This is a genomic window from Comamonas sp. A23, from assembly GCF_004522605.1.
GTDB lineage: Bacteria > Pseudomonadota > Gammaproteobacteria > Burkholderiales > Burkholderiaceae_C > Comamonas > Comamonas thiooxydans.
Window position 1 is genome coordinate 636,191 of the sequence record NZ_RSDT01000002.1, and the last position, 15,939, is coordinate 652,129.

The following is a 15,939-nucleotide window of genomic DNA, read 5'->3' on the forward strand; positions in this document are numbered from 1 at the left end:
CTTTGTTGATGTATTTAGGAGTTGGTATGAACCTGCGTCCCCTGCACGATCGCGTGATCGTCAAGCGCCTCGAAAACGAAACCAAGACAGCCTCGGGCATCGTGCTCCCTGATGCTGCCACCGAGAAGCCTGACCAGGGCGAAGTGCTGGCTGTGGGTCCCGGCAAGCGCAATGACAAGGGCGAGCTGATCGCTCTGAACGTGAAGGTCGGCGACCGCGTTCTGTTCGGCAAGTACTCTGGCCAAACCGTGAAGATCCACGGCGACGAGCTGCTGGTCATGAAGGAAGACGACCTGTTCGCAGTCGTCGAGAAGTAATCCTTCCCGAACACATTCTCCTCTTCATGGCTGTCGGCGACTGATTGACAAGCGCTGGCAGCCCAATTGAACCTCATTCTTTAGGAGCCAAAAATGGCAGCAAAAGACGTAGTTTTCGGCGGTGAAGCACGTGCACGCATGGTTGAAGGCGTGAACATCCTGGCTAACGCAGTCAAGGTTACCCTGGGCCCCAAGGGTCGCAACGTGGTTCTGGAGCGCTCCTTCGGCGCCCCCACCGTGACCAAGGACGGCGTGTCCGTGGCCAAGGAAATCGAACTCAAGGACAAGCTGCAGAACATGGGCGCCCAGCTCGTGAAGGAAGTGGCCTCCAAGACCAACGACATCGCTGGTGACGGCACGACCACCGCTACCGTGCTGGCCCAAGCCATCGTGCGCGAAGGCTCCAAGTACGTGGCCGCCGGCCTGAACCCCATGGACCTGAAGCGCGGCATCGACAAGGCTGTCGCCGCCCTGGTGGAAGAGCTGAAGAAGCAATCCAAGGCCACCACCACTTCCAAGGAAATCGCTCAAGTGGGCACGATCTCCGCCAACTCCGACTCCGACGTGGGCGAAATCATCGCTCAAGCCATGGACAAGGTCGGCAAGGAAGGCGTGATTACCGTTGAAGAAGGCAAGAGCCTGGCCAACGAACTGGATGTCGTCGAAGGCATGCAATTCGACCGCGGCTACCTGTCGCCCTACTTCATCAACAACCCCGAAAAGCAAGCCGCGATTCTGGACAACCCCTTCGTGCTGCTGTTCGACAAGAAGATCAGCAACATCCGCGACCTGCTGCCCACGCTGGAAGCTGTGGCTAAGGCCGGCCGTCCTCTGCTGATCATTGCCGAAGACGTCGAAGGCGAAGCCCTGGCGACTCTGGTGGTGAACACCATCCGCGGCATCCTGAAGGTTGTGGCTGTGAAGGCTCCCGGCTTCGGTGACCGTCGCAAGGCCATGCTGGAAGACATCGCCATCCTGACTGGCGGCAAGGTCATCGCTGAAGAAGTGGGCCTGTCGCTGGACAAGGTGACTCTGGAAGATCTGGGCCAGGCTGCTCGCGTCGAAATCGGCAAGGAAAACACCACCATCATCGACGGTGCTGGCGCTGCTGACGAAATCGAAGCCCGCGTGAAGCAAATTCGCATCCAGATCGAAGAAGCCACTTCCGACTACGACCGTGAAAAGCTGCAAGAGCGCGTGGCCAAGCTGGCCGGCGGTGTTGCCGTGATCAAGGTTGGCGCTGCCACCGAAGTCGAAATGAAGGAAAAGAAGGCCCGCGTGGAAGACGCCCTGCACGCTACCCGCGCAGCTGTGGAAGAAGGCATCGTGGCCGGCGGTGGCGTGGCCCTGCTGCGCGCCAAGCAAGCCGTTGGCGCCCTGGCTACCGGCAATGCCGAACAAGACGCCGGCATCAAGCTGGTGCTCAAGGCTATCGAAGCCCCTCTGCGCGAAATCGTGGCCAACGCCGGTGGCGAGCCCTCGGTGGTCGTGAACGCCGTGCTGAACGGTTCCGGCAACTACGGCTTCAACGCTGCCAACGACACCTACGGCGACATGCTGGAAATGGGTATCCTGGATCCCACCAAGGTGACTCGCACTGCTCTGCAGAACGCCGCTTCCGTGGCTTCCCTGCTGCTGACCACTGAGTGCATGATCGCCGAAGCCCCCAAGGCTGACGCAGCTCCTGCCATGCCCGATATGGGCGGCATGGGCGGCATGGGCGGCATGGGCATGTAATTGCTCTGCTGCTGACCGGGTGGTTTGCTCCACCTGGTTTGCCCACAACAAAAAGGCCGCATTTGCGGCCTTTTTCTTTTGCACCGAGCTTCACGAGCTGCTCCGAGCACAAAAAAGCCAGCCGATATCGGGCTGGCTTTTGTATCCAGAGATTCGCCTTAGAAACGATGACGCAGACCGATGGTGATACCGGTACGCTTTTTCGCGCCATTGGCATCAAGCATCACGCCCGCACCGCCTTTGGTCTTGGTGTGATCCACCGCGAAATAGGCGTCTGTGCGCTTGGAGAAGGCATAGTCAGCCACGGCAACGATAAAGTCGGCCTTGCCATTGAAGGCGCCAGTCGCCGATCCCGATTGCTTGGCATGGTAGTAATGCAGACCTGCATTGAGCTGCGGCGTGACCTGGTAGCCAAAACCGACCTTGAACATCTCACGCTTGTTGGCAAAATTTCCGGGCGCATTACCCGCGATAAAGCCACCATTGGAAGAGCCTGTCCAATATGCATTGAGCAGGCCAGCGTCAAAAATGGCACCAGCCCCCGCAGCACCGAGACTATCCTTGACCTTGTTCTGGCCGTAACCAGCCATCAGATACAGAGGCCCAGTGCGATAGGAGCCGCCCAGTGTCCAGGCATCCACATCGGTGCCGGCCGGCAAGGTGGAGCGCTGGAAAGCACCACCCACAGAAATGCCATTGGCAGAATAGCGCAGATAGCCGCCTGCGGTTTTCAATGCCAGACCACCTGGCGTCATATCAATACTGCCGCCCTTCTTGGCAAAGGTATTTCCTTCGTCAAAAGAATACTGCAGCCCTGCACGAACCGGCCCGAACTCGGCAACGTACTTCAGCATATTGTTTGCACGCGCACCCAGAGACATGCCGATTTCAGGCTTGTAGGCATCCATATAAGGCGAATATGGGAACGATGCATAGGTAGAGGTCACCAGATCAAACAGCACGTTGTATTGGCGCCCGATGGTCACCTGACCAAAACTGGTGCTGCGCAAGCCCACCCAGGACTGCGCAAAGTAAGGTTGAGCGGTGCTGGGCGTGCCCGAATCCGTCCAGAAACGATTTTCCAGATTGGCAATAGCCGACAAGCCTCCACCCAGATCTTCCTTGATATTGATACCCCAGCGGCTCTCCGACATGCCGCCACCGATCATTTTGGTCAGACCACTTTTATTCGGACCCTCATTAGTCGTGTGACGAATCGCTGCATCCACAATGCCATACAGTTGCACGCTGCTTTGTGCATAAGCAATCGTCCCCAGCGAACCCAGCACAGCCAAAGCCAATGTTTTTTTCACAAATGAAGATGTCATTGTGTTGCCTCTCTCTTAATTCAATTCGCAAACAGTTGGTGGAAAAATCATTCTAGAAATGCTTTCCTCAACCGCGCGAGCATTGGCACAAGCGCAACACAGGCCTTTCCCTCTGGGGGCAAACCTCTCAGCAAACACCCTTTCAGGTTTAACCCCAGAAATAAAAAAGGCCTGTCTTTCGACAGGCCTTTCGGCTTTTAAGCAGTTACTGGCTTACGCCAGCAATTGATTAGAAAGCGTGGCGGATACCAACTTGCACGCCAGTCTGGTTGCGAGCAGCACCGCTGTCCTTCAGACCGATTTGGTTGCTCACGCCCTTAGCGTTCAGGGACATGAAAGAACCTTCCTTGTTCTTCAGGTAAGCAACGGTACCGTACAAAGCAGTACGCTTGGACAGGTTGTGCACATAGCCCAGGGAGAACTGGTGAGCCTTGGCATCGTTAGCCTTTTGGTCATACATAGCGTACTGAGCCTTGACTTCACCCACGCCACCCACAGGAGCGGACACGCCCAGCAGGTATGTGTTGTACTTGTCGCTGCCAGCGCCATCCCACTTGTACTTCACTTGCTGTGCCAGACCTGCAACCTTGGCAACGCCAAAGTTGTAAGAAGCGCCGATAGACATTTCGTCACGCTTGTTCTGGGAACCCAGCAGCAGTTCGCCGTAAGCAGCAGTCACGCTCAGGGGACCGTTGTCGTAACCAACGTTACCACCAACATAGCGGCCAGCCTTGGTGTTGCCGTATTGCTTTTCGTCGAAAGCATAGCTCACGTTAGCGTTGAAGCCGTTGAAGTTAGGGGAGGAATAGGACAGCATGTTGTCCTTACGGATGGTGTTGCCGTCAGCAATATCAGTACCAGCCCAGTCAGCGTAGGACATGTTCTGGCCGATACCGGTGGCGCCGAACAGGTCATACTTCAGACCAGCACGGAAAGTGGGGGTGGTTTCACGACCCAGACGAACTTCACCGAAGTTGCCCGACAGACGCACTGTGGATTCACGGCGGAAATTGAAACCACCAGTGTTGCCGCTGTCGCCGAAGATTTCGCCTTCCAGCCAGAAGCCAGCCTTCAGACCACCACCCAGGTCTTCAGTGCCGCGCAGGCCCAGACGGCTAGTAGCGTTACCGCTGCTGTGCACGCCGTAACGGCTGCTGTCGCCGGAAGCGTTGTCGACGTAGGAAACGCCAGTGTCAACGATACCAAACAGGGTCACGGAAGATTGAGCCATTGCGGCGCCGGAAGCGGCCAGCACTGCCAGGGCGATCAGAGATTTTTTCATTACGAGTTACTCCAAGGTTTAGAAGGGCGCCGGTTCTATGGGAGAGAGACTTGAGCCTCGAGCTCCACCGGTTTCCCGCGCCAACCTCCTGGTGGGGAAGTTGGGTCTATTGCACCAGACCACCGAGCCCAGCGCAAAGGAATTCACCCAAAACTGCTCGATTCGGCGCGTTTTCGTTGCACCACCGCAACAAACACCAAGCCGCACTAGCGGGCACACCCTTAGGGGTTCCTGCCTAGGATTGCCCCAGCGCAAGTTGCGGATGAGCCACTCTGGTGTACCTTATGTGCATTGACGCCAGACAGGCGCCGCACTGAGTTCTTTTTAGCCATGGACAAGTTTCTGACCGCTGCCGATGCAGCTCTTCGCACTCTGTTTGCCGACCCGGTGGCCGCAGAGCGCTCGCCTGCCGCAGGGATCGCCGAAGCCGATCTGAGCGATGAACAGCGCAAGCTCTCCGCAGCCTTGATGCGCGTCAATCATGTGGGCGAGGTCTGTGCGCAGGCCCTGTACAACGCCCAGGCCATGGTGACCAAGGACATGGAGTTGCGCGAGCATCTGCTGCATGCCGCTCGCGAGGAAATGGACCACCTGGCCTGGACCCGCGAGCGCCTGCATGCCCTGGGTGACAGACCCTCGTTGCTGAACCCGCTGTGGTTTGCTGGCGCTTTTGCCATTGGCACGATTGCTGCCAAATTCAGCGATGCCGCCAGCCTGGGTTTTGTGGTCGAAACAGAAAACCAGGTCTCCGCCCACCTGGCAAGCCATCTGGGCCGCCTGCCCGAGGAGGACGAGGCTTCGCGTGCCGTGGTCGAGCGCATGAAGGATGACGAAGAGCGTCATGCTGCAGCAGCGATCGACGAAGGAGCGATGCAACTGCCCCCGATTGCCCAGGGGCTGATGCGTGTGGCAGCCAAAGTCATGACGATTACGGCGCATCGCATCTGATCAGCGCCTGTTCAACAAAAACGGGCCGTTGAGGCCCGTTTTTCGATCGAACGTCCAGTTCAGGCTTCGACGATGTCGAAACCCGTCGTGATTTCTGCCGTCTTTCCCAGCATGATGGTGGCCGAGCAGTATTTGTCGTGGCTCATGGCGATGGCACGTTCGACGGCACCGGCCGGCAGGTTCTTGCCGCTGACCGTGAACTGCATGTGGATCTTGGTGAACACCTTGGGGTCGGTCTCTGCGCGCTCGGAAGTCAGCTGCACGCTGCAGCCCTTCACATCGTGGCGACCGCGCTTGAGGATGAGCACCACGTCGTAGGCCGTGCAGCCGCCGGCGCCGGCCAGCAGCATCTCCATGGGGCGTGGTGCCTGGTTGCGACCGCCGTTGGCCGGGTTCTTCTCGTCCGGTGCGCCGTCCATATTGACCACATGGCCGCTGCCGGTCTCTGCCACAAAGCCCATGCCCGAGCGCGTTCCGGTGGCCGCGCCTGTCCAACTAACCGTGCATTCCATTGTTTTTCCTCTCAAAACTGTTGCAATTTTGCATCAAATACATAAAAACCCGAATCTTTTGATGCACAGAAAACACAAGCCTCATACAATACAACCCAAGCGTTACCTGTGAGGTCAAACCCGCAGGCAGACTGCAGATTGCTGGTTAATACCGATCTGTATCGCACCCTTTGTCTCCTCCACCTCCTCTAATGGTGGATTCAGCCCCTAGCTCCTGAGCTAGGGGCTTTTTTTCGTGCCTGCTCATCCTGCTTCTCAGAGCAGCAGCATGCACCTCTTGAGCGAGTACTGCAGCGCAGCAAGCAAGGGCCTATCATGATCGGCTTCCATGCACCCGGCAGGCTGATTGCCCTGGCTCTGGTGCTCTGCTTTCGATTTGCACCATGACTCAAGCCCTGACCCCTGCCGATTATCTGACTCGCATCCTCAATGCACGCGTCTATGACGTTGCCGTGGAGTCGGACCTGGACATTGCCAAGAACCTCAGCCGCCGCCTGCACAACAAAGTGCTTCTGAAGCGCGAGGACCAGCAGCCCGTGTTCAGCTTCAAGTTGCGCGGCGCCTATAACAAGATGGCCAATCTGACGGCCGAGCAGCTGCAAAAGGGCGTGATCTGCGCCAGCGCGGGCAACCATGCCCAGGGTACGGCGATGAGCGCCAAGAAGCTGGGCTGCCGCGCCGTGATCGTGATGCCCACCACCACGCCCCAGGTGAAGATCGATGCCGTGATCGCCCTGGGCGGCGAGGCGGTGCTGGCCGGAGAAAGTTACTCCGATGCCTACAAACACGCCGTCAAGCTGCAAAAGTCCGAGGGTCTGACCTTTGTCCACCCCTTTGACGACCCCGATGTGATTGCCGGCCAGGGCACCATCGCCATGGAGCTGCTGCGCCAGCTGCAAAAGCTGGGCAGCCAGCGTCTGGATGCCATCTTCGTGCCCATTGGCGGCGGCGGCCTGATTGCCGGCATTGCCAACTACATCAAGGCCGTGCGCCCCGAGGTGAAGGTGATCGGCGTGCATACCAAGGACTCGAACGCCATGATGCAGTCCGTGCAGGCGGGCGAGCGCGTGGAACTGGCCGATGTGGGCCTGTTTGCCGACGGCACGGCCGTGAAGCTGGTGGGAGCAGAAACCTTCCGCGTCACCCAGGGCCTGGTGGATGACTATGTGACCGTGGACACCGATGCCGTCTGCGCTGCCATCAAGGACATCTTTACCGACACCCGCTCCATCGTCGAGCCCTCGGGCGCCCTGGGCGTGGCAGCCATCAAGCAGTACGTGGCCAGGCACAAGACCAAGGGTGAGACCTACGCCGCCATACTGAGCGGCGCCAATATGAACTTCGACCGCCTGCGCTTTGTGGCCGAGCGCGCCGAGGTCGGCGAGGAGCGCGAAGCCCTGTTCGCCGTCACCATCCCCGAAGAGCGCGGCAGCTTCAAGCATTTTTGCGAGGTGGTGGGCAAGCTGCCCGGCGGCCCGCGCAACGTGACCGAGTTCAACTACCGCATCAGCCACGACAGCAAGGCCCATGTGTTCGTGGGTCTGACCACGCCGACCCGGGGCGAGTCCGAGAAGATCTGCAAGAACTTCCAGAAGAACGGCTTTGAGGCGCTGGACCTGACCTTTGACGAGATGGCCAAGGAACATCTGCGCCATATGGTGGGCGGCCACTCGCCACTGGCACAGGACGAGCGCCTGCTGCGCTTTGTCTTCCCCGAGCGCCCCGGCGCGCTGTTCAAGTTCCTGAGCCTGATGGCGCCGACCTGGAATATCTCCCTGTTCCACTACCGCAACCAGGGCGCCGACTACGGCCGCATCCTGGTCGGCATGCAGGTACCTGCCAAGGACCACAAGAAGTTCGACAGCTTCCTCAAGAACCTCGGCTATCCCTGGGTGGAGGAAACCAGCAATCCTGCTTATCAGTTGTTCCTGAAGTAAAAAATAAAAAAGGAGCTGCAACCACCCTCCCTGCAATGCTTTCAGATAGAAAAGACTCTGAAACATAGGAATACCAAGCGGGACCAGCTCCTTTTTTATTCGCAACATCATGCAAGCCCTGCGCCACTATCTGCTGGCCGTCCAGTTCTTCAGTCGCATCCCCGTGGCTGGACGTCTGGCCGCCTGGGTGGGCTGGAGCCCCGAAATGCAGCGTGCCAGCGCCGCGCATCTGCCGGGCGTGGGCTGGCTAGTGGGCCTGTGGGCCGCGCTGCTGCTAGCAGCCCTGCTCTGGCTGCTGCCGGCAAGCCCCTGGTCGCCGCTGGCGGCTGCTCTCATCAGCACCGCCGGCACCTTGTGGCTGACCGGCGGTTTTCATGAGGACGGCCTGGCCGACGTCGCCGACGGGCTGGGCGGCCTGGTCCCGCCCGAGCGCGCACTGGAGATCATGAAGGACTCGCGCATCGGCGCCTATGGCGTGATGGCACTGCTCATGGCCCTGCTCACCAAGGTCGTGCTGATCGCCCTGCTGCTGTCCGTCATGCAGCCGTTCTGGGGACCGGTGCCGGTGCTCATCCTCGTGTGCTGCATTCATGTGCTGTCGCGCTTTGCGCCGCTGGTGCTGATGCGCAGCCTGCCCCACGTCAGCCTGGCCGCGAGCAGCAAGACCCTGCATATCGCGGGCAGGCAGCTGGGCTGGCAAGGACTGCTGACAGGCAGCCTCTGGTGCCTGCCGGCACTGGGCCTGCTGGGCTGGCTCGGCGTCTGGAGCTTTGTGCCCAGCCTGCTGGCGGCCATGCTGCTCACCACCTGGCTGCTGCAGCGCTGGTTGTTGCAGCGCCTTGGCGGCATGACGGGTGACTGCCTGGGTGCCTGCCAGCAGCTCAATGAACTGGCTCTGCTGCTGGCCAGTTGCATCTATCTGCGCCAACTGCTATAGAACAGCCATGAAGACTCTATGGCTGGCGCGCCACGCACGCCCCTTGATCGATACAGAGCGCTGTTACGGCCGCCTCGATATCGCCGCCGATGCACAAGCCACCCGGCAAGCCGCTCAGGCCCTGCAGCAATCTCTGCAGCCCCTGCATGGCAGGCTGCAGATCCAGCACTCGCCGCTACAAAGATGCAGGCAGTTGGCGTTGGATCTGCAGGTACTGGAGCCGGATTTCATCTCCACCCCCGACGGCAGACTGCTGGAGATGGACTTCGGGCATTGGGAAGGCCTGCGCTGGAACGACATCGGCGAAGCTGCCATCGGTGCCTGGGCGCAGGATCTGGCGCGGCACGCACCTGGCGAGGGCGAATCACTGGCACAGATGCTGCAGCGCGTCCACGAGGCACTGCAGGACGCGCTCAGCAGCGACAGCGAGCATATGGTGTGGATCTGCCATGCCGGTGTGGCACGCTGTGCGCAGTGGCTGCTGCAACATGGCCGCCGGCTGCCGCAAAGCCATGAATGGACCTTGCCGGCGCCCGCCTATGGACAGTGGCTGCAGCTCGAACTCAGTTGAAGCTGGCCATGGGCGGCCTGGGCAATTGCAGCACCGTGCTGGCCGGCCCGTTGGCAGGGCCCAGTCGCGCTTCGCGCGCCGCCAGAGATTGCAGAATCACGCCATCCTCCACGGCCTCGCCCACACGCACGGCCTTGCTGCCCTTGCCTTCCACGGCAATCACCGCGGCACCGCCACCTGTTTCGTGCCCTGCCAGCACCCCCAGCAGCGCGTAGCGGCTGGCCACTGGCGCGGCCACGGCGGCAACAGGCGCGGCGACCGCCCCCAAAGCCTTGGCCATGGCCTGGACATTGGCCTGTACCGGCTGAGCAGGTACAACCGAAGGTAACTGCTCACTGCCACTGCCGACGAACCGGAGTGTCCAGAACACCACCACCGCAGCGGCAATCGCCCACAGCAGCAGGGTCGTGAGTTTGACCGGCATGGAAAGGCCCTGACCGGTATTGAAAGATTGCAGTCGCATTCGACGATTATGATGGTGCAATACTGCATTTTTCCTACAGTTTCCAATGAGCACCAACTGCCGTCATCCGATGTCTGCTATTCGCCACGCCGCATCGCGCGGCTTTACCCTGATCGAATTGATGGTGGTGCTGGTCATCATTGGCGTGCTGGCAGCTCTTATCGTGCCCAATGTGCTGGACCGCGCCGACGATGCCCGCGTGACCGCAGCCAAGACCGATATCGCCAATATCAACCAGGCGCTCAAGCTCTACCGCCTCGACAACCAGCGCTATCCAACGGCCGAACAGGGCCTGCAAGCGCTGGTGGTCAAACCCACCACCGGCCCCGCTCCGCAGAACTGGAAGCCCTACCTGGAAAAGCTGCCCAATGACCCCTGGGGCAATCCTTATCAATACCTGAACCCAGGCGTGAAGGGCCCCATTGACATCATGTCCCTGGGCGCTGACGGCAAGGCCGGCGGCGAAGGCAAGGATGCGGATATTGGCTCCTGGCAATAGCAATGAGCCCCCACGCTCCCTCACTGCGTGTGGTCGCTGCCCCCCGAGGGGGCCCTGACCGGCTGGCGCCGGGGTTTGCCTTGGGGCGGCCCGGCGGCAACCCCGAACGCATCAAATGCCTGTAGAACGGGTGCGCTCTGTCACAGGGACAGCCAGCAAGGGCCGCCCCGCAGCACAGGCTGTCGTCCCCCGGGGGGGAAGGCGCGCAGCGCTTCAGGGGGGATTCACACTCTTGGAGTTGCTGGTGGTGATTTCCATCATGGCGCTGGCGACGGCGGGTGTGAGCCTGGCCATACGCGACAGCGGCGAGCAACAGCTCGAGCGCGAAGCCCAGCGTCTGGCCACGCTGCTGGAGTCGGCACGCGCCCAGGCCCGTACCAATGGCGCCCTGGTGGTCTGGCGCCCGCTGCCGCAGGGCTTCCGGTTTGAAGGCCTGCCACCCAACGTCAAGATGCCCACTCAATGGCTGCAGACTCCTGTGCTGGTGCAGCCCAATACACCCGTGGTGCTGGGGCCGGAGCCGCTGATTCCAAGACAGAGCATTACCTTGTCGCTGCCCGGCAGCAACTCGGCACCACTGCGGCTGGCCACCGACGGGCTGCGCCCGTTCAGCATTCAAAGCCTGCAGGTGACGCCATGAAGCCCGTCCTGCTGCAGCGCGGCTTCACGCTGATCGAGGTACTGGTCGCGGTCGGCATTGTCGGCGTCACCCTGCTGGCTGGACTTCAGGCCAGCAGCGCCCTGACGCGCAACGCCCAACGCCAGTCCGACGTCATCCTGGCCCAGCTCTGCGCGCAGGACGAACTGGTGCGACTGCGCCTGTTCAATCAGATGCCTGCCGTCGGCGACACCACCATCCAGTGCCAGCAGGCCGGCAGACAGATGCAGGTACAGCTCAGCGTGCGCCCCACGCCCAACCCCAGTTTCAGGCGCGTGGATGCCCAGGTGTTTTCCGAGGCTGCTGCGGTGCTGCGCGTCTCCACCATCGTCGGTCGCTACTGAATCATGAGCAGCATGCGCAACAGAAACCAAGGTTTCACGCTGATCGAGCTGCTGGTCGCCCTGGCCGCCATGGCCCTGCTGGCCATCATGAGCTGGCGCGGCATCGACGGCATGCTGAGGGCTCAGGAAGTGACACGCGAGCAAGGTGAGCAACACGCCGTCATGCAGACCGTGCTGGCCCAGTGGAATGCCGACCTCAACGCGCTGATGCCGCTGCAGGGCCGCCAGGTGCTGGACTGGGACGGCCAGGTGCTGCGCCTGACGCGCAAGACCAGTGCAGCCGTCGACAACGGGGCGCTCATCGTGGCCTGGAGCCGTCGCAATGTTGATGGCCGCTTCCAATGGGTGCGCTGGCAATCGCTGCCCGCGCGCACGGTCAGCGAATGGAACGATGCCTGGAACCAGGCGGCCCAATGGGGCCGCAATCCTTCCAGCGACCAGATGCGCCGCGAGACCGTGCTGATCCCGCTTGATCTGTGGCGCGTCTACTACTACCGCAGCAACGCCTGGACCAATCCGCAGTCCAGCGATCAGGGCAGCGATGACGGCAGCAGCGACGGCAACCCCGTGCTGCCCGTCGTGCCCGACGGCATACGCATAGAACTGACACTGCCCCCAGGCCGCGCGCTCAATGGAGTGATGACGGTGGACTGGGTCAACCCGCTGCGCTCGAACTCACGATCATGAAATCCCCCCTGAGTCGCTTCGCGCCTTCCCCTCAAGGGGGCAACCCCATCGCTGCGAGGCAACCCATGCTCGGGGTTTCCGGCTTGGGACGCGCCAGTTTCAGGCGCACGCGCCAGCGCGGTGCAGCACTGCTGGCGGCCATGCTGACGGTGGTGCTGGTTGCCACCCTGGCCTCGGCCGCGCTCTGGCAGCAATGGCGCGATGTGGAAATCGAGACCGCCGAACGTAATCGCGTGCAGGCCAACTGGTTGCTGCTGGGCGCGCTGGACTGGTCGCGCGTGGTGCTGCAGGAGGACTCGCGCGCCAACCGCAGCAACCCGGTCGATCATCTGGGCGAGCCCTGGGCGGTGCCGCTGAAGGAGGCTCGCCTGTCCACATTTCTGGCAGCCAAGAACAATGTCAGCCAGGTCGATGACGGTCTTGCCGACATGCAGGACGCTTTTCTCTCGGGCGAGATCGTGGATCTGCAGTCGCGCCTGAATCTGCGCAATCTGCTCAGCGGGGCCGATTCGAGCGTGAAGGAGGAGAACCTCAAGCCTTTTCTGCGCCTGTTCGAGCGCCTGGGTCTGCCCGGCAGCTCCGCCATGCAGATCGCCACGGCCTTGCAGCAGGCCCTGCGCGGCAAGAGCCAGGCTGCGCCGCTGATGCCGCGCACCGTCGGGCAACTGGGCTGGCTGGGCGTCGATCCGCGCATCATCGCGCGCATCGAGCCCTATGTCTCGCTGTTGCCCGAGCGCACCATGGTCAATCTCAATACGGCCAGCGCCGAGGTCATCTGGGCCAGCACCGAGGATCTGGACTGGGCCCGCGCCAACCAGCTGGTGCAGTTGCGCGACGCCTCGCCTTTCAAGTCCCTGAATGCAGCGGCTGCGGCCATAGGCCTGAGCGGCGTCTTCAACAGTGCCATGCACTCCGTGACCACCAGCTATTTCGAAGCCCGCGGTCGCCTGCGCCTCGGGGACAACGTCTTGAGCCAGCGTTCACTGATTCAGCGCAAGGACATGAGCGTGACTACCCTGTGGCAGGAGCATGCCGACTGGGGTATGCCCGCGGTTGCCAGACCCTGACACCCTGATGTCACACTGCCCCCATAGAATGCTGCATCTTCCCTCATGAGCACATTGCTAATACAGCTGTCGGCGAAGCACGCCAACTCCGCCACGGAATATCTCTACGTCCTCAGCGACGATGGCCAAAGCATTCAGCGCAGCGGCCAGGCTGCGGCGTCCCTCCTGCCAGCTGCGGGCCGCACGGCCCAGGTCACCGCCGTCATCCCCGCAGCTCAGCTGTCCTGGCATGCCGTCACCTTGCCTTTGGGACTGAATGTGCAAAGCCGGCGCCAGCAGCGTCTGCGCGCCGTGCTTGAGGGTTTGCTGGAAGAAAAGCTGCTCGATGAGCCGTCCGCCATGCACCTGGCACTGGACGCTGGCTCGGCAGCGGGTCAGACCTGCTGGGTGGCTGCCTGCGACAAGGGCTGGCTGCAATCCCATCTGCAGGCCCTGGAGCAGCATGGTCATGCTGCCAGCCGCCTGGTGCCCGAACAATGGCCCAGCAGCATGGCCCAGCTGCTTCTGTCGGGCGACAGCACCCTGCCCCAGCTGAGTGCCACCGGACTGGATGCACAGGCCTGCCTCGTCGTCCTGCCCCTGCATGCCGATGCCGGCCTGTTGCAGCCACTGCTGGCTCGCCTGCCCGAGGATCTGCCGGTGCTGGCCGAACCCCATCTGGCACACAGCGCGGAGACACTGCAGCGCCCGGTCAGCATCTTCACCGCCGCCCAGCGGCTGCTGCAAAGCCATGGCTACGCCGGCGACCTGGCCCAGTTCGATCTGGACCTGGGCGGCAGCACCCGCGCCAAGCGCCGCCTGCTCGATGCCTGGCATGGTTTTGCCAAGGCCCCGCAATGGCGTGCTGCGCGCTGGGCAGCAGGCATTGCCGTCGTCGCCCAGCTGGCCGGACTCAACGCCTGGGCCTTCAGGGAAAACCGTGCCATCGAACTGCGCCAGCAGCAGGCCAAGCAGGTACTTCAGACCACCTTCCCTCACGTGCCCGTCATCATCGATGCTCCGGTACAGATGCAACGCGAACTGGATCTGCTGCGCAGCAACTCCGGCGCACTGTCCGCCGGCGACCTTGAAGCCCTGCTGGCCGCTAGCGCTGGCATTCAGGGCGTGCAGAATGCCAAGAGCCTGCAATACCAGGACAAGCAGCTGCGTATCTCGGGTCTGGACCTGAGTCCCGAAGCACTGGGCGACGCACAGCAAAGCCTGCAGGCCAATGGCTATATGCTGCAACGCGAAGGAACAGATCTGGTGCTCAGTGCAAAGGCTAGGCCATGAAGCAGAAGAACGCTTTGAAAACCGCATTGGCTCCGCTGCGCCAGCGCTGGAGCGCCCTGGCCCAGCGCGAACAGAATCTGTTGCTGATCGCCGCCAGTGTCGTGCTGCTGGCCCTGCTCTGGTGGGTGGCGCTGGCACCGGCCCTGCACAGCCTGCGCACGGCCCCCGCACGCCATGCGGCAGCGGAGCGCGAGCTGCAGAACATGCTGCAGATGCAGGCCCAGGCCGAGCTGCTGCGCCAGCAGCCGCAGGGCAATAGCGTCGATGCACGCGCGCAGTTGGAGCAGTCGCTCAAGACCGAACTCGGCAACAGCGCACAGTTGCAGTGGCTGGGCAACCGTGCCCAGGTCAGCCTGAGCAATGCCGCCGCTCCCGCCCTCGCCCGCTGGCTGGCACAGGTGCGTGATAACAGCCATGCCTCGGTGGCCGAGATGAAGCTCAACCGCATCCTCGGCGAAAGCGTCGACGGCGCTGCCGTTACACGCTGGAGCGGCAATCTGCTGCTCGATTTGCCCGACAACGCGGGCGGGCAGAACTGAGCCCAGGCCATGAAACTGTCCCGATCACGCCCCGCCAGCCAAGCCCTGCGCAGACAGCGCGATGCGGGCGATCCGCGTTCGCCGCGCCGCTGGGCAGTGGGCGGTGCCTTGCTGGGTGCTCTGCTGACGGTGCTGGTCCAGGCTCCGGCGGCCTGGCTGGCCGCAGGCGTGCAATCGATCACAGCCGACCAGGTACAGCTGCAGGAGCCGCGCGGCACGCTCTGGCGTGGCTCGGCCAGGCTGGTGCTCACGGGCGGCAAGGACAGCCAGGACCAGAGCAGCCTGCCCACGCGCCTGAACTGGACACTGCGACCCGGCCTGAGCGGCGCCAGCATCAGCCTGCAAAGCGATTGCTGCACCAGTACCCCGATGCTGGCGCAGCTGCAGCCGGGCTGGAGCGCCATGACGGTGCGCTTCAAGGACGGCATGCTGCAACTGCCCGCCGACATGCTGGCCGGCCTGGGCACGCCCTGGAACACCGTGGCCCTGCAGGGCCAGTTGCGCCTGTCCACCGTCGGGCTGACGCTGCAATATCGCGCCGGCCGGGCCACCAGCCAGGGCCTGACGCGGCTCGAAGCCCTGGCCGTATCGTCCAGACTGTCGTCGCTCAAGCCCCTGGGCAGCTACCGCCTCGATATACAGGGCGGAGACAATGCCCAGCTGAATCTGACCACGCTGGGCGGCGACCTGCAGCTCAGCGGTCAGGGCCAATGGGTGGGCTCGCGCCTGCATTTCAGTGGCGAAGCCTCTGCCAACCCCGAGCGCGAAGCCGCTCTGTCAAATTTGCTCAATATCTTGGGGCGCCGCCAGGGTGCGCGCTCCATCATCACCTTTGGTTGAC

General features: G+C 62.0%; 18 protein-coding genes. 14 read left to right on the forward strand and 4 right to left on the reverse strand.

What is annotated here, in order from left to right; translation table 11 throughout:
* Positions 1 to 26 precede the first annotated feature (26 nt).
* Together groES and groL are read left to right on the forward strand one after the other, a co-directional pair.
* A complete protein-coding gene (gene groES, locus EIC84_RS07380; protein ID WP_003058782.1) occupies positions 27 to 317 on the forward strand; it encodes a co-chaperone GroES in 291 nt (96 codons plus the stop codon).
* A gap of 93 nt (positions 318 to 410) precedes the next feature.
* Positions 411 to 2,054 carry a chaperonin GroEL gene (gene groL / locus EIC84_RS07385; RefSeq protein ID WP_003061955.1) on the forward strand — a complete coding sequence of 548 codons (1,644 nt, stop codon included), beginning with the start codon at positions 411 to 413 and terminating at the stop codon, positions 2,052 to 2,054.
* A gap of 158 nt (positions 2,055 to 2,212) precedes the next feature.
* On the opposite strand, the gene EIC84_RS07390 is transcribed toward groL, so the two are convergent.
* The gene (locus EIC84_RS07390; RefSeq protein WP_034361318.1) at positions 2,213 to 3,382 is read right to left on the reverse strand and encodes a porin; all 1,170 of its coding nucleotides are present in this window, start codon (positions 3,380 to 3,382) and stop codon (positions 2,213 to 2,215) included.
* 229 nt (positions 3,383 to 3,611) lie between these two features.
* Positions 3,612 to 4,664: a porin gene (locus EIC84_RS07395; RefSeq protein ID WP_003061951.1), complete on the reverse strand. Its 1,053-nt coding sequence runs from the start codon at positions 4,662 to 4,664 to the stop codon at positions 3,612 to 3,614.
* Positions 4,665 to 4,994: 330 nt separating this feature from the next.
* Between EIC84_RS07395 and coq7 the strand changes: the two genes are divergently transcribed.
* On the forward strand, positions 4,995 to 5,612 hold the full coding sequence (gene coq7, locus EIC84_RS07400; RefSeq protein ID WP_003061949.1) for a 2-polyprenyl-3-methyl-6-methoxy-1,4-benzoquinone monooxygenase: 618 nt from the start codon (positions 4,995 to 4,997) through the stop codon (positions 5,610 to 5,612).
* 59 nt (positions 5,613 to 5,671) lie between these two features.
* On the opposite strand, the gene EIC84_RS07405 is transcribed toward coq7, so the two are convergent.
* Complete coding sequence (locus tag EIC84_RS07405) at positions 5,672 to 6,124, reverse strand: OsmC family protein (protein WP_012837016.1); 453 nt, start codon at positions 6,122 to 6,124, stop codon at positions 5,672 to 5,674.
* Between the two features lie 383 nt (positions 6,125 to 6,507).
* Here EIC84_RS07405 and ilvA point away from each other — a divergent pair, with 383 nt between their 5' ends.
* From ilvA to EIC84_RS07420, 3 genes are all read left to right on the forward strand, one after another.
* Positions 6,508 to 8,061 (forward strand): threonine ammonia-lyase, biosynthetic, encoded by a 1,554-nt coding sequence (gene ilvA / locus EIC84_RS07410; protein WP_003061943.1) that lies wholly within the window; start codon positions 6,508 to 6,510, stop codon positions 8,059 to 8,061.
* Between the two features lie 109 nt (positions 8,062 to 8,170).
* Complete coding sequence (locus tag EIC84_RS07415) at positions 8,171 to 8,998, forward strand: adenosylcobinamide-GDP ribazoletransferase (protein ID WP_003061941.1); 828 nt, start codon at positions 8,171 to 8,173, stop codon at positions 8,996 to 8,998.
* A 7-nt stretch (positions 8,999 to 9,005) separates the two neighbouring features.
* On the forward strand, positions 9,006 to 9,569 hold the full coding sequence (locus tag EIC84_RS07420; protein ID WP_003061939.1) for a histidine phosphatase family protein: 564 nt from the start codon (positions 9,006 to 9,008) through the stop codon (positions 9,567 to 9,569).
* On the opposite strand, the gene EIC84_RS07425 is transcribed toward EIC84_RS07420, so the two are convergent.
* Positions 9,562 to 10,032 (reverse strand): hypothetical protein, encoded by a 471-nt coding sequence (locus EIC84_RS07425; RefSeq protein WP_003061938.1) that lies wholly within the window; start codon positions 10,030 to 10,032, stop codon positions 9,562 to 9,564. The two genes, EIC84_RS07420 and EIC84_RS07425, sit on opposite strands and share 8 nt — an antisense overlap.
* Before the next feature lie 70 nt (positions 10,033 to 10,102).
* Here EIC84_RS07425 and gspG point away from each other — a divergent pair, with 70 nt between their 5' ends.
* The 8 genes from gspG (at position 10,103) to gspN (ending at position 15,938) form a co-directional block, all read left to right on the forward strand.
* On the forward strand, positions 10,103 to 10,531 hold the full coding sequence (gene gspG / locus EIC84_RS07430; protein WP_080554087.1) for a type II secretion system major pseudopilin GspG: 429 nt from the start codon (positions 10,103 to 10,105) through the stop codon (positions 10,529 to 10,531).
* Positions 10,532 to 10,763: 232 nt separating this feature from the next.
* Positions 10,764 to 11,171 carry a type II secretion system protein GspH gene (locus tag EIC84_RS07440; RefSeq protein WP_003061935.1) on the forward strand — a complete coding sequence of 136 codons (408 nt, stop codon included), beginning with the start codon at positions 10,764 to 10,766 and terminating at the stop codon, positions 11,169 to 11,171.
* Complete coding sequence (gene gspI, locus EIC84_RS07445; RefSeq protein ID WP_003061933.1) at positions 11,168 to 11,533, forward strand: type II secretion system minor pseudopilin GspI; 366 nt, start codon at positions 11,168 to 11,170, stop codon at positions 11,531 to 11,533. Before EIC84_RS07440 ends, gspI begins: the two co-directional genes overlap by 4 nt.
* Positions 11,534 to 11,536: 3 nt before the next feature.
* Positions 11,537 to 12,220, forward strand: a complete 684-nt coding sequence (locus EIC84_RS07450; RefSeq protein WP_003061931.1) for a type II secretion system protein J — start codon at positions 11,537 to 11,539, stop codon at positions 12,218 to 12,220.
* Between the two features lie 65 nt (positions 12,221 to 12,285).
* The gene (gene gspK / locus EIC84_RS07455) at positions 12,286 to 13,287 is read left to right on the forward strand and encodes a type II secretion system minor pseudopilin GspK (protein WP_003061929.1); all 1,002 of its coding nucleotides are present in this window, start codon (positions 12,286 to 12,288) and stop codon (positions 13,285 to 13,287) included.
* A 45-nt stretch (positions 13,288 to 13,332) separates the two neighbouring features.
* On the forward strand, positions 13,333 to 14,559 hold the full coding sequence (gspL, locus tag EIC84_RS07460) for a type II secretion system protein GspL (RefSeq protein WP_003061927.1): 1,227 nt from the start codon (positions 13,333 to 13,335) through the stop codon (positions 14,557 to 14,559).
* Entirely contained in the window at positions 14,556 to 15,098 is a 543-nt protein-coding gene (gene gspM / locus EIC84_RS07465; RefSeq protein WP_003061925.1) for a type II secretion system protein GspM, read from the forward strand. The genes gspL and gspM overlap by 4 nt, the downstream gene beginning before the upstream one ends.
* Positions 15,099 to 15,107: 9 nt before the next feature.
* The gene (gene gspN, locus EIC84_RS07470) at positions 15,108 to 15,938 is read left to right on the forward strand and encodes a type II secretion system protein N (RefSeq protein WP_003061923.1); all 831 of its coding nucleotides are present in this window, start codon (positions 15,108 to 15,110) and stop codon (positions 15,936 to 15,938) included.
* Position 15,939 lies beyond the last annotated feature (1 nt).

Coding starts and splice junctions, on each gene's coding strand:
- EIC84_RS07420 (WP_003061939.1), top strand. CDS start 9,006: ATGAAGACTCTATGGCTGGCGCGCCACGCACGCCCCTTGATCGATACA.
- ilvA (WP_003061943.1), top strand. CDS start 6,508: ATGACTCAAGCCCTGACCCCTGCCGATTATCTGACTCGCATCCTCAAT.
- EIC84_RS07450 (WP_003061931.1), top strand. CDS start 11,537: ATGAGCAGCATGCGCAACAGAAACCAAGGTTTCACGCTGATCGAGCTG.
- gspK (WP_003061929.1), top strand. CDS start 12,286: ATGCTCGGGGTTTCCGGCTTGGGACGCGCCAGTTTCAGGCGCACGCGC.
- EIC84_RS07415 (WP_003061941.1), top strand. CDS start 8,171: ATGCAAGCCCTGCGCCACTATCTGCTGGCCGTCCAGTTCTTCAGTCGC.
- EIC84_RS07405 (WP_012837016.1), bottom strand. CDS start 6,124: ATGGAATGCACGGTTAGTTGGACAGGCGCGGCCACCGGAACGCGCTCG.
- gspM (WP_003061925.1), top strand. CDS start 14,556: ATGAAGCAGAAGAACGCTTTGAAAACCGCATTGGCTCCGCTGCGCCAG.
- gspI (WP_003061933.1), top strand. CDS start 11,168: ATGAAGCCCGTCCTGCTGCAGCGCGGCTTCACGCTGATCGAGGTACTG.
- coq7 (WP_003061949.1), top strand. CDS start 4,995: ATGGACAAGTTTCTGACCGCTGCCGATGCAGCTCTTCGCACTCTGTTT.
- groES (WP_003058782.1), top strand. CDS start 27: ATGAACCTGCGTCCCCTGCACGATCGCGTGATCGTCAAGCGCCTCGAA.
- gspN (WP_003061923.1), top strand. CDS start 15,108: ATGAAACTGTCCCGATCACGCCCCGCCAGCCAAGCCCTGCGCAGACAG.
- gspL (WP_003061927.1), top strand. CDS start 13,333: ATGAGCACATTGCTAATACAGCTGTCGGCGAAGCACGCCAACTCCGCC.
- EIC84_RS07395 (WP_003061951.1), bottom strand. CDS start 4,664: ATGAAAAAATCTCTGATCGCCCTGGCAGTGCTGGCCGCTTCCGGCGCC.
- gspG (WP_080554087.1), top strand. CDS start 10,103: ATGTCTGCTATTCGCCACGCCGCATCGCGCGGCTTTACCCTGATCGAA.
- groL (WP_003061955.1), top strand. CDS start 411: ATGGCAGCAAAAGACGTAGTTTTCGGCGGTGAAGCACGTGCACGCATG.
- EIC84_RS07425 (WP_003061938.1), bottom strand. CDS start 10,032: ATGCGACTGCAATCTTTCAATACCGGTCAGGGCCTTTCCATGCCGGTC.
- EIC84_RS07390 (WP_034361318.1), bottom strand. CDS start 3,382: ATGACATCTTCATTTGTGAAAAAAACATTGGCTTTGGCTGTGCTGGGT.